The organism is Micromonospora sp. DT53 (assembly GCF_049841535.1).
Lineage (GTDB): Bacteria > Actinomycetota > Actinomycetes > Mycobacteriales > Micromonosporaceae > Micromonospora.
The window spans coordinates 1-11458 of record NZ_JBNCKM010000011.1 but is presented as its reverse complement, the minus strand read 5'-3'; the positions used below and the strand labels follow the sequence as shown (position 1 = coordinate 11458).

Annotated in this window: 10 protein-coding genes and 1 pseudogene; 1 reads left to right on the top strand and 10 read right to left on the bottom strand. The window is 69.2% G+C overall.

Annotated elements, in window-relative coordinates; translation table 11 throughout:
• Positions 1 to 9: 9 nt before the first annotated feature.
• The 8 genes from ACLQ3B_RS28550 to ACLQ3B_RS28515 form a co-directional block, all read right to left on the bottom strand.
• Positions 10 to 1002: an aldo/keto reductase gene (locus ACLQ3B_RS28550; RefSeq protein WP_425783791.1), complete on the bottom strand. Its 993-nt coding sequence runs from the start codon at positions 1000 to 1002 to the stop codon at positions 10 to 12.
• Positions 999 to 1877, bottom strand: a complete 879-nt coding sequence (locus ACLQ3B_RS28545; protein WP_425783790.1) for an amidohydrolase family protein — start codon at positions 1875 to 1877, stop codon at positions 999 to 1001. Before ACLQ3B_RS28545 ends, ACLQ3B_RS28550 begins: the two co-directional genes overlap by 4 nt.
• The gene (gene kduD, locus ACLQ3B_RS28540) at positions 1874 to 2635 is read right to left on the bottom strand and encodes a 2-dehydro-3-deoxy-D-gluconate 5-dehydrogenase KduD (RefSeq protein ID WP_425783789.1); all 762 of its coding nucleotides are present in this window, start codon (positions 2633 to 2635) and stop codon (positions 1874 to 1876) included. Before kduD ends, ACLQ3B_RS28545 begins: the two co-directional genes overlap by 4 nt.
• Positions 2632 to 3657: a zinc-dependent alcohol dehydrogenase gene (locus ACLQ3B_RS28535; protein ID WP_425783788.1), complete on the bottom strand. Its 1026-nt coding sequence runs from the start codon at positions 3655 to 3657 to the stop codon at positions 2632 to 2634. The genes kduD and ACLQ3B_RS28535 overlap by 4 nt, the downstream gene beginning before the upstream one ends.
• Positions 3658 to 3764: 107 nt before the next feature.
• On the bottom strand, positions 3765 to 4988 hold the full coding sequence (locus ACLQ3B_RS28530; protein ID WP_425783787.1) for a mandelate racemase/muconate lactonizing enzyme family protein: 1224 nt from the start codon (positions 4986 to 4988) through the stop codon (positions 3765 to 3767).
• A gap of 1 nt (position 4989) precedes the next feature.
• Entirely contained in the window at positions 4990 to 5817 is an 828-nt protein-coding gene (locus ACLQ3B_RS28525; protein ID WP_425783786.1) for a carbohydrate ABC transporter permease, read from the bottom strand.
• Complete coding sequence (locus tag ACLQ3B_RS28520; protein ID WP_425783785.1) at positions 5817 to 6791, bottom strand: carbohydrate ABC transporter permease; 975 nt, start codon at positions 6789 to 6791, stop codon at positions 5817 to 5819. The genes ACLQ3B_RS28525 and ACLQ3B_RS28520 overlap by 1 nt, the downstream gene beginning before the upstream one ends.
• Positions 6792 to 6801: 10 nt before the next feature.
• Positions 6802 to 8064, bottom strand: coding sequence for an ABC transporter substrate-binding protein (locus tag ACLQ3B_RS28515; protein WP_425783784.1), 1263 nt, complete (start codon positions 8062 to 8064; stop codon positions 6802 to 6804).
• 147 nt (positions 8065 to 8211) lie between these two features.
• Between ACLQ3B_RS28515 and ACLQ3B_RS28510 the strand changes: the two genes are divergently transcribed.
• Positions 8212 to 8982: a FadR/GntR family transcriptional regulator gene (locus ACLQ3B_RS28510; protein ID WP_425783783.1), complete on the top strand. Its 771-nt coding sequence runs from the start codon at positions 8212 to 8214 to the stop codon at positions 8980 to 8982.
• Between the two features lie 73 nt (positions 8983 to 9055).
• Here the strand turns inward: ACLQ3B_RS28510 and ACLQ3B_RS28505 are convergent, their stop codons facing one another.
• Both ACLQ3B_RS28505 and ACLQ3B_RS28500 read right to left on the bottom strand, forming a co-directional pair.
• Positions 9056 to 10450 (bottom strand): RICIN domain-containing protein, encoded by a 1395-nt coding sequence (locus tag ACLQ3B_RS28505; RefSeq protein ID WP_425783782.1) that lies wholly within the window; start codon positions 10448 to 10450, stop codon positions 9056 to 9058.
• 432 nt (positions 10451 to 10882) lie between these two features.
• A pseudogene (locus tag ACLQ3B_RS28500) lies at positions 10883 to 11368 on the bottom strand (RICIN domain-containing protein); the annotation flags it as partial.
• Positions 11369 to 11458 lie beyond the last annotated feature (90 nt).

The following is an 11458-nucleotide window of genomic DNA, read 5'->3' as shown; positions in this document are numbered from 1 at the left end:
CGTCGTCGATCAGGCAGACTGGCCGGGCGGCGCGGCGAGCAGCCCGGCCGCCGCCAGGTCGTCCCACAGCTCCTCGGGCACGACGATCCCCGACCGTCGTACTGTCTCGACCACCTGCGCCTCGTTGCGAACGCCGACCACCGTCGACACCACGGCCGGGTGCCGGCGGACGAAGGCGAGGGCCGCCTGCGGCAGGGTCACCCCGTACGTCTCGCAGACCGTGGCGATCCGCCGTGCCCGCTCGATCAGCTCCGCGGGCGCCTGCTGGTAGTTGTAGACGGCGTCGGCCGGCGGCCGGTCCCGCGACAGCAGCCCCGAGTTGTAGACGCCCGCGATGACCACGCCCACCCCCCGGTTCTCGGCGGCCGGCAGCAGGTCGGCGACCGCGCCCTGTTCGAGCAGGGTGTACCGCCCGGCGCACATCATCACGTCGACGTCGGTCTCCCGGACGAACCGCGCCAGCATCGCCGACTGGTTCATACCGGCGCCGATGGCACCCACGACGCCCTGGTCCCGCAGGTCGATCAGGGCGGGTACGGCCTCGTGCGCGGCCTGCTCCCAGTGGTCGTCCGGGTCGTGCAGGTAGACGATGTCGATCCGGTCCAGCCCGGTCCGGTCCAGGCTGGCCTCGATGGAGCGGAGCACGCCGTCGCGGCTGAAGTCCCACACCCGCCGGTGGGTCGCGGGCACGTCGAACCCGTCGGAGTCCCGCAGGTGCGCGTCCTGCGGCGACGGCACCAGGAGTCGCCCCACCTTCGACGACACCACGTACTCGTCGCGCGGCCGTTCGCGCAGCGCGGCGCCGAGGCGGCGCTCGGACAGCCCGAGACCGTAGTGCGGCGCGGTGTCGAAGTACCGGACGCCCGCCTCCCACGCGGCGTCGACAGCCGAGGCGAACTCCTCGTCCGTCGTCGTCCGGTACAGGTTGCCGCCCTGGGCCGCGCCGAAGCCCAGCTCGCTGAGCCGTAGCTGCGGGCGGCGCGGCAGCGCGCGCGCCATCATGACGCCGCCAGCCCGTAGACGCGGCGCGCCGTCTCGCCCCAGACCGACGCCTGGTCGGCCGTGTCCTGGCCCTCCAGCAGCTCCGCCAGGGTGTCGACCCACCGCTGGTACGAGCTGGCGAGCAGGCAGACCGGCCAGTCCGAGCCGAACATCAGTCGGCCCGGCCCGAACGCGTCCAGGGCGTCCTCGACGGCGGGCCGAAGGTCAGCCGCCGTCCAGTCCGGGAGCGGCACCTCCGTCACCAGCCCGGAGAGCTTCGCCGTCGTGTTGGGCGAGGCCGCCAACGACCGCAGGTCCCGGCTCCACTCGGCCATCTCCGGACGGCCCAGCGCGGGCTTGCCCAGGTGGTCGAGGGCGAAGCTCACCTCGGGCAGGTCGCGCGTGAGGCGCGCGGCCATGGGGAGCTGGTGCTGGCGTACCAACAGGTCGAAGACGAGGCCGGCGGCGCCCACCGCAGCGATCCCCCGACGGACGTCGGGACGGTCCAGGTACGCCGGGTCGCTCTCGGACTGCACGAGGTGGCGGATGCCGACGAGCCGGTCCCCGCCTCGGCCGGCCTGTAGACGTCCGAGACGCTCGGCGACGTCGTCGGCGGTCAGGTCCACCCAGCCGACGACCCCACGGACCAGGGTGTCCTCGGCCGCCAGGCCCAGCAGGTCCACCGTCTCCGTGTCGGAGGCGATGGACTGCACCACAACTGTCGCGGTGACCCCGGCTGCCCGGGCCGGCGGCGCGAGATCGGCGGGCTCGAAGTCGGCGTCGATGGCCGCCATGGTCACCGGGTCGATCCACGGCTGCGGGTGCCGTGCGCGGACCCAGAGGTGGTGGTGCGCGTCGACGATGCCGGCACGCCCGGGCTCCGGTGCGCCCGTCATCGGCCCAACCAGCCACCGTCGACGGGCAGCACGACGCCGTTGACGTAGTCCGACGCGCTCGACGCCAGGAACACCGTGGCACCGCCGAGGTCGTCGGCCCGGCCCCACCGCCCGGCCGGGATCCGGCCGAGGATCGCCTGGTTGCGGTCGGGGTCGTCGCGCAACGCCTGGGTGTTGTCGGTCGCGATGTAGCCGGGCGCGATGGCGTTGACGTTCACACCGTGCGCCGCCCACTCGTTCGCCAACGCCTTGGTGAGGCCGGCCACGCCCGACTTCGAGGCGGCGTAACCGGGGACGGTGATGCCGCCCTGGAAACTCAACAGCGACGCGGTGAAAATGATCTTCCCCTGGCCACGCTCGACCATCGTCCGGCCGATCTCCCGGCTGAGGATGAACTGGCTGCTGAGGTTCACCTCGATGACGTGGTCCCACATCTCGTCCGGGTGCTCCGCGGCCGGGGTCCGTGCGATCGTGCCACCGTTGTTCACCAGGATGTCGACCGGCCCGAGCGCGACGATGTCGCGGGCCAGTCCGTGCACGGCCGCCCGGTCGCCGAGGTCCGCCCGCAGCGCGGTGAACCGGCGGCCCGTGGCGCGCACCCGACGTTCGACCTCGCTGCCCTCCGCTTCGAGCTGGGCGGAGACACCCACGATGTCGGCGCCGGCCCGGGCCAGGGCCTCGGCCATGGCGAGGCCGATACCGCGCCGCGCCCCGGTCACGACGGCGGTACGTCCGGACAGGTCGAACAGGGCCGTCACTGGTTACCCTCCCGCACATCGAGCAGCACCTTCATGACGCCGCCACCCTCCAACGCGGCGAAGGCCGCGCCGGCCGCCTCGACCGGCTCGACTCGCGAGATGAGCTGCCGTGCCGGGATCGCACCGGAGGCGACCAACTGGATCGCCTCCACCATGTCGTCGCGCTGATAGAGCCGGGCGCCGAGAAGTTCCAGCTCTCGCCAGAAGAACCGGTGCAGGTTGACCTCCCGAGGCTGGGGGTGGATCGCCACCATCACCAGCCGGCCCCGGGTGGTGAGGACGTCGACCGCCGTGGTGACGCCGGCCGCGGAGCCGGAGACCTCGAACGCGATGTCGGCGCCCGCGCCATCGGTACGGTCGTTGACCAAGGCGACGACATCCGCCGATCGCGGGTCGACGGCCTCGATCCCGATCCCTTCCGCCACCTCGCGTCGGAACGGGTCCGGCTCGACGAGGAGAACACGCGCGCCGCGACTCCGCGCGACGGTGGCGATGAGGACGCCGACCGGGCCACCGCCGACCACGACCACCTGGTCGTCGGCGGTCACGTTCCCCCGCCGTACGTCGTGCACCGCGACAGCGACCGGCTCGACGAGCGCCGCGTGGTCAAGGGGCAACTCCTCCGGCAGGGGCAGGACCAGCTCCGCCGGCACCGTCCAGGAGGACTGCATGGCGCCCGGCGAGTCGATGCCGAGGAAGTTCATCGCGTGGCAGACGTGGGAGTTGCCCCGCTGGCAGGCCGCGCAGCGCCCGCACGGGCGGGTCGGCATCACGGTGACGGGCTGACCGATGTTCCAGCCGGTCACGCCCTCGCCGACGGCCGCGATGCGCCCGGACATCTCGTGCCCGATGATCGCCGAGTCACCGACCCGGGCGTCCATGTCGCCGTGGTAGATGTGCAGATCCGTACCGCAGATCCCGGTGTACGCCACCTCGATCCGTACCTGGCCGCGACCCGGTGACTCCGGGTCGCGGTTCTCGATTCCGAGGTTGCGCGCCCCCCGGTAGACGACTGCCTTCATCGTTCCTCCGTCTCGACGGTCGGTACGTCTGTCGTGCCGACCAGGCATGGTCGTGGGTGCATCGCCGTCGCGATGCACCCACGCCTTCGCTCGTTCTGGTGGTCAGCTCAGTGCCGTACGGTCGGCGACACCTCGTTGCGGGAGTTCAGCGGCACGGCAGGCACCTGGCGGGTGGGGACCACCCCGTCGAGCCCGGCCAGCAGCCGTCGCCCGGCCCGCTCGGGCCGGACGTTGGGGCTGTCGGCCGTCTGCGCCTGCGGGCGGCGGTTGGCCGCCCGGATCCGCTCCTCGTCCACCCGGATCCCGAGCCCGGGTGCGTCGCCGAGGATGAAGGCGCCGTCCTCGACGTGCAGGTCGATGGAGACACCAACCGGAGAGTGCAGGTCCTGCAACTCGCTGGTCAGGTGGTTCGGCACCGACGTCGCGGCGTGCAGCAGCCCGACCGGGCTGTTGCCGATCGGGCTGACCGGCAGGTCGTGGGCGTGAGCCAGGGCGGACGCCCGCAGGAAGTGGGTGACCCCCCAGACCGCCGCCATCTGGACGATGTCGACCGCGCCGGCGGCGATCAGCGGACGGTACTGTTCGAGCCCGGTGAGGTTCTCGCCGGTGGCGACCGACGCGGACACCCCTCGGCTGACCGCGGCGAGCCCCTCGGCGTCCCAGCGCCGGACCGGCTCCTCGATCCAGATGAGGTCGAGGGTGCGTTCCAGCTCGCAGACGTGCCGGACGGCCTGCTTGCGGGTCCACGCCTCGTTGACGTCGAGCATCAGACCCGGCCGCCGGCCGCGCCCGGCCTCGGTCAGAACCTCCTTGACCAGGCTGAGGCGGTGCCTGTCGCTCTCGATGTCGAGACCGCCCTTGAGCTTGGCCGCTCGTAGGCCGTGGCTCGCGTAGACCTGGTACTCCGCGACGAGTTCATCGTCGGTGAGCCCGATGTCCAGCCCGGACGCGTAGGCGGTGACCCGCCGGTCTCGTCCGCCCAGCAGCCGCCACAGCGGTTCGCCGGCGGCCTGCGCCTTGATGTCCCACAGGGCGGTGTCCAGGGCGCCGATGGTGCCGAACACCGGCCCGGCGTGGCCCGCCTTGAAGGTGTGCCGCAACATGCGGTCGTACAGGGACGTAACGGCCCGGGGGTCTTCACCCTCGATGGCCGGGAAGATCCGCTCGATCTCGACGTGCGGCCCGAGGCCGACTCCCGAGATGCCCTCGTCGGTGTCGACGATGACGATCGAGACCGGGACCACCCCGTCGGCGAACACGCCGTTGGCGTCGCCGACGGGTCGCCCCCATTCCTGGACCGTGGTGAGCGTCCGATATCCCGTGATCCGCATGTCAACCCTTCGTGGAACCGGCGGCTACACCGTCGGCAATTTGGCGCTGGAGGAACAGGTAGACCAGAAGGACGGGTATCGCGGCGATCAGCACCCCGGAGGCGAAGGTGGGGATGTTGTCGGAGTACTGCCCACGCAACGAGGTCACACCGATCATGAGCGTCCGGTGATCCGCCGAGGGCATCATCACCAGCGCCATGAGGACGTCGTTCCAGCAGAACAGGGCGTTGAGGATGCCTACCGACAGCAGTGCCGGGGTGCCCAGGGGCAGCATGATCCGGCGATACACGCCGTACACGGTGTTGCCGTCGATGCGCGCGGCGTCGACGATCTCCGACGGAATGCCCTTGTAGTAACTGGTCATGAGAAAGACCGTGAAGGGCAGGAACTGAGCCACGTAGACGAGGATCAGACCGGGGTACGTGTCGATGAGCGCGGTGTCGGCCATGATCCGAGCGAGCGGCACCATGATCACCTGGAACGGGATGAAGAGCCCCGCGAGGCAGCCCAGGAACAACGCCGACGAGCCACGGAACCGCAGTTGGCTCAGGGCGAAGCCGGCCATCGACCCCAACAGCAGCAGCAGGAGCACCGACACCGTCACCACGAACAGTGAGTTGACGAAGTAGCGGCCCATGCCGACGCTGTTCCACGCCGCGCTGATGTTCTCCCACCGCACAGCGTCGGTCAGGGAGAACCGGTCGAGGATGTAGTCACGGCGCGTCTTCATCGCGACGTTGGCGGTGAACAGCAGGGGGTAGATCGTCGCCAGGGCGAGCAGCGACATGGGGACGGCGATCAGCCAGAAGCCCAGGCGGAGGCGAGACATCAGTCCTCCTTTCCGGATCGTTCGAGCAGCTTGATCTGCAACAGCCCCACCACGAGCATGATCATGAAGAGGATCGTCGACGCGGCCGACGCGAGAGCCGGACGGTTCATCTGGCCCTGCTGCTTCCAGATGTAGAACTCCGGCAGGTACGTCGACCCCTCCGGCCCGCCGCTGGTCATGACGTAGAGCAGCCCGAACATCGAGGTCAGCATGCCGATCATCGTGGTCACGAAGACGAACTGGATGGTGCGCGAGAGGCTCGGGACGATGACGTGCCAGACCACCTGGCGCAGCGACGCCCCGTCCACCCGGGCAGCGTCCAGCAGCGCGGGGTCCAGCGTGGCGAACCCGGAGAGGAACACCACAAGGGCCATGCCGAAGGTGGCCCAGATGTGCACGCCGACCACCATGAACATCGCGATGCCCGGGTCACCGAGCCAGTCGATCGGCTCGACACCGACCGACCCGAGGATGGCGTTGAGGGGGCCGTCGAAGGCGAGCAGCAGGTTGAAGATCGCACCGACGATGACAGGTGAGAGCACAGCGGGGAAGAAGTAGACGCTGCGGTAGAAGCGGTGACCGGGCACCCGCAGGTAGATGAACGTCGCGAGCAGACCGGGGATCGCCACCGCCACCGGCAGCAGAAGCACCAGCAGCCCGACGTTCTTCAGCGCGGTCTGGAACAGCGGGTCAGCGAAGAGCTCGCGGTAGTTGCCGAACCCGACCGCCGTCCCGTTCTGCGCACCGTCGCCGGTGAAGGAGAAGTTGACCCCGAGGAGCAGCGGGTAGAGGCGCAGCACCACGATGATCAGGACGGCCGGGGCGACCAGGATGTAGGGGGCGTAGCGTTCGGCCCGCAGGCCGCCACGGGTGCGACGGGGTCGTTCGCCACTCCGGTGCGCGGCGGAGGTGACCGCCGCCCCGCCGGCCCGTCCAGCCGAAGCTGGACGGACCGACGGTTGCGTGTTTCCCATTGGCACGAGGTCAGCCCGCCTGGTCGGAAGCGGCCAACTGCTTCACCACCTCGTCGACGCTGATCGAACCGCTGAGCAGCTGCTGGGAGAGGCGCCCCATCAGGTCCAGCGTCTTCGAGGAGAGCGCCACGTGCAGAGCGGGCTTGCCGGTCTTCAGCTCGCCGACGATCGTGCTGACGGCCGGCCCGGCCGCCGACACGTCGATGGTGGTGTCGGCGGCGATCGCGCCGGCGTCGGCGTAGAAGGCCTTCAACGCGTCGGCCGAGCTCAGGGAGCGCACCAGGTCGGCGGCCACCTTCGGGTCCTTCGTCCACTTGGCGACCGCGTAGCCGATGCCACCGTCGTACGGGAGGCTCGGGGTGGTGCCGGCGGTGACGACCGGGGCCTTCATGACGCCGAGCTTCTCCGGGGTCAGGAACTCGTTGAAGTCCTGCCAGTGCCCCACGTCCGACATCAGACCCATGACGTGCGCGGCCTTACCGGACTGGAAGAGCGCGAAGGAGTCGTTGAACATGGCGGTCGAGTTGGCCCCGTCGCTGTTCATCTTCTTGTCGCCGGCTTCCTTCCAGGTCTGGAAGATCCGCTTGACGTTTGCCGAGTTCCAGTCGCGCTTGCCGGCGATCCAGGCGTCGTACTCCGCGGCTGTGAGGGTCGTCGAGCCGAGGCTGGAGAGCCAGAACTGGATGCCGACGCCCTCCTTGTTGCCGAGGGCGAAGCACTTGGAGCCGGCCCGAGCGATGGCGGCGCAGTCGGCGACGAACTTGTCCCACGTGGTGGCCGGGCTCGCCGGGTCGAGGTTCGCCTTCTGGTAGATCGCCTTGTTGTAGTAGATCGGGTAACCCTGGAGCGTCACCGGGGCGGCGTAGGTCTTGCCGTCCTTGGCGAACGCCTCCCAGCCGGCCAACCGCTGCCTGTCCTCGGCCACGTACTCGTCGATTGGCACCAGCGCGTCCACCCGGTCGCGGATCTGGCCGCCACCGTTGAACAGCATGACGTCCGGGCCCTTGCCGGACTGGATCGCCGCACCGAGCAGGGTGTAGTACTGGTCGAAGGGCTGCGCGACGAACTCGACCTCGACGTCGGCGTGCTTCTTCTTGAAGTCGGCCTTGGCCTTCTCCAGATAGGATTTGGCGAACGGCTCGCCGGACTTCCAGTCCCAGACGACCAACTTGCCGTCCGAGCTGGTCGACTTACCCGAATCGCTAGCACTTCCACAACCGGCCAGGGCCAGGCCCACAACGAGGACGGCCGACCATATTGCGCGCTGTCTCATCAGTTGTCACCTCTATATGGGGGGTGGCCGGCGGGTATCCCGCGAGCCAAATGTTGACCGGAAGGTAACTCGTATGACGTGTGACGTCAACAGTCGGCCGTACACTGACCCGGACGTCGTGCCACGGCGAGCCATTCGGAGGGGGACATGACGCCACCGCAGGAGACAGCCCTGAACAGCCCGGCGACCCCGGCGTGGGTGCGTCGGCCGACAAACCTCGCCAGGGCGGTCACCGCCGAACTGGTGGAGCGAGTTGTCCGCGGCGTACACCCGTCCGGGACATCCCTGCCTCCCGAGCCGATCCTCTGCGAGACCTTCGGCGTGAGCCGGACCGTCGTCCGGGAAGCAGTGAAGATCCTGCAGGAGAAGGGGCTGGTGCAGGTCCGCCAGGGCGCCGGCACCATGGTCACCCCGCCGTCACACTGGGACATGCTCGACGAGCTCGTCCTCGCGGCGACCATCGCTGTGGACGACAGCCTCGCCATACTCGACGACCTGGTCGTCACCCGGCGGGTGCTGGAGTCCGACATGGCGAACGTCGCCGCTCGCCTCGCCGACACCGAGACCGTCGATCGACTGCGGGCCATGGTGGACCGGATGGACGAACTCGTCGACGACCACGTCACCTACCACGACCACGACCGGGCCTTCCACGACACGATCATGCAGGCATCCGGGAACCGCATCGCCCGTGGTGTCGTACGCGCGCTGGAGAGCCAGGTGATCAACACCGCCCGGTACATGGGCCGGACCGAACGCGCGTTGTGCGTGGCGTCCAACCAGGGTCACCGACGCATCTACGAACGCATCGCCGCCCACGACTCCAACGGCGCCGCCGAGGCGATGTTCACCCACATCACCGAGGCCTGGCTGGTCCGCCGCAACGGCTCGGGGAGCCCGGTCCGCCTCGAACGCTGACCGGCACGGGCAGACCAACGGCGCCCACCCCCGAGGTACGGGAGCAGGCGCCGCCAGCTGAGCTCGACAGGTGTCACGAGAACTGGGCGAAGAACCTCCAGATCTCACCCTTGGTCCAGGTGGTGATGCCGCTCTCGGCGTAGGTGCCGTCCACCGGGCCGGGCATGTGACCGTTGTCGTACGCGGCCCACTGCACGGGGTAACCGGACCGGCAGCCCGAGTACGTGGTCGTCACGTGCGTGCGGCTGCCGGCTGCCGGCTCGCGCGGGCTCTGCGCGGTGCAGCCGTTGTTCCGGACGAACGTGTCGCGCAACGCCCGACCACCCGAGATGCTCAGGACGTTGTCCGAGATGCCGTGCAGACCGAAGTACGCGATCGGCTGCGTTCCGCCACTGCAACCGCTGATCTGCCCGCCGGAGATGACCGCGACGGCGCGGAAGACGTTGGCCCGCGCACAGGCGACTGCGTAGCTCATGCCGCCACCCCAGCTGAAGCCGAGGGCGAACCGCTGCCTCGGGTTGACGCAGAGGCTGCTCTCGATCCGGCTGATCATGTCGTCGACGAAGGTGATGTCCTCACCGCCGGAGTTGCCCCAGCCGTTGCCGAACCCCTGGGGCGCGACCAGGATCGCGCTGTTGTTCGACTGTTCCTGCTGCCCGTAGTAGGACCACGGGGTTCCGCTGGTGCCGCCGGACGAGATCTCCTGCATGGTGCCGCCGCGCCAGTGGAAGGCGAAGATCAACCGGTAGGGGTTGCTGTTGTTGTAGTTGGCGGGCACCCGCAGGATGAAGGTGCGGGTCTTGCCGTTGCTCTGGATGGTGTGCGTGCCGCTGGCCAGCGCCGGCGCCTTGCCGCACCCGCTGCCACCCGTCGGGGGTGGCGTCGTGGGGTCGCTGCCGCCCACTCGGACGAGCTGCCACTGCTGGTTGGTGCCACCCCAGTCGGCGTACTGCACGACGTTCCCACCATCAGCGGTGGACGAACCCTGCACCTCGACAGCCTTGTTGCTGTTGCGGTTGATCAACCGCACGTAACCACCATCGGAGTCGGCCAACCGGAACTGCTGATTCGTCCCGTTCAGATCAGCCCACTGCACGATCGCGCCACCATCGGCCGTCGAGAAGCCACTGACATCCAACACCTTGCCCGAGTGCCGCGACTTGATCCGGTAGTAACCACCCCCGGAGTCCACGAACTGCCACTGCTGGTTGACCCCGTTGTTACGCGTCCACTGACTGATCCGCGCCCCGTCATTGGTAGCCGACGCGTACAGATCCAACGCCTTACCGCTGTTGCGGTTCACCAACACGTAGGAGGCGTTGGTGTCCACGGTCGCTGCCGCTGCGGGCGCCGCGTTGATCGCGACGAGTGTGCTGGCGGCCACGACCGCGGCCGCAGCCACGGCCAACCCTGACTGCCAGCGACGTCTCTGTCGAGAGGCGGGACGAGCCTCACCGAGGGCTTTCATGGTCCACTCCTTCGATCGGGGTCACCCACGAGCGGAACGCCCGCGCGTGCCCTGGCGTGTGTGCCGGCGTCCTGGTGGTGGCGTCAGCACGTGTGGGGTGTTGTGCGGGCAACCTGCGGTCAGCGGCGCACGTCGATGGCGATGCCACGATCCGGGCTTCGCAGCACGCTCGCGCCGAACCAGGCGGTGCGACACCCTGGCTTTCGGCAGCCCGGTGGCCCGCGGGGTGAAAATTAGCGGTAAGGACGTCATACGTCAAACGACTGGTATCGATTCGCGCGGTCGCCCGACGACGGCAACCGGACGGTCACGGCGGCCCGCCCCGGATGGGGCGGACCACCGTTCGTCAGACCTCGCCGGGGCGGGCGCCGGCCGGATCCCGATCGGCCGGCAGCTCCCTCTCCCCCAGGTAGCTGGGGGCGATCGTCAGCCGATCCGGACCAGTTGCCACTGCTGGTTGTTGCCGCCCCAGTCGGCGTACTGCACGACGTTTCCACCGTCGGCGGTGGACGAGCCCTGCACCTCGACGGCCTTGTTGCTGTTGCGGTTGATCAGGCGCACGTAGCCGTCAGCCGAATTCGCGAGTCGGAACTGCTGGTTCGTGCCGTTGAGATCGGCCCACTGCACGATCGCGCCGCCGTCGGCCGTGGAGAAGCCGCTGACGTCGAGCACCTTGCTGGAGTTGCGCGCCTTCACCCGGTAGTAGCCACTCCCCGAGTCGACGAACTGCCACTGCTGGTTGACGCCGTTGTTACGCGTCCACTGGCTGATCCGCGCCCCGTCGGTGGTGGCCGAGGCGTACACGTCCAGTGCCTTGCCGCTGTTCCGGTTCAGCAACACGTACCAGGCGCTGGTGTCCACACCGGAGCCCGGAGGGGGCGTGGTGGGCGGGGTCGAGCCACCGTTCAGAGCGTCCAGGACGGCGGTGTAGGCGGCCTTCTTGTTGCCGTTGCAGTCGAACAGCAGAGCGTTGTCGGACCCACGCCACGAGTCGCAGTCCCGCACACC

Coding starts and splice junctions, on each gene's coding strand:
- ACLQ3B_RS28550 (WP_425783791.1), bottom strand. CDS start 1,002: ATGATGGCGCGCGCGCTGCCGCGCCGCCCGCAGCTACGGCTCAGCGAG.
- ACLQ3B_RS28545 (WP_425783790.1), bottom strand. CDS start 1,877: ATGACGGGCGCACCGGAGCCCGGGCGTGCCGGCATCGTCGACGCGCAC.
- ACLQ3B_RS28535 (WP_425783788.1), bottom strand. CDS start 3,657: ATGAAGGCAGTCGTCTACCGGGGGGCGCGCAACCTCGGAATCGAGAAC.
- ACLQ3B_RS28530 (WP_425783787.1), bottom strand. CDS start 4,988: ATGCGGATCACGGGATATCGGACGCTCACCACGGTCCAGGAATGGGGG.
- ACLQ3B_RS28525 (WP_425783786.1), bottom strand. CDS start 5,817: ATGTCTCGCCTCCGCCTGGGCTTCTGGCTGATCGCCGTCCCCATGTCG.
- ACLQ3B_RS28520 (WP_425783785.1), bottom strand. CDS start 6,791: ATGGGAAACACGCAACCGTCGGTCCGTCCAGCTTCGGCTGGACGGGCC.
- ACLQ3B_RS28515 (WP_425783784.1), bottom strand. CDS start 8,064: ATGAGACAGCGCGCAATATGGTCGGCCGTCCTCGTTGTGGGCCTGGCC.
- ACLQ3B_RS28510 (WP_425783783.1), top strand. CDS start 8,212: ATGACGCCACCGCAGGAGACAGCCCTGAACAGCCCGGCGACCCCGGCG.
- ACLQ3B_RS28505 (WP_425783782.1), bottom strand. CDS start 10,450: ATGAAAGCCCTCGGTGAGGCTCGTCCCGCCTCTCGACAGAGACGTCGC.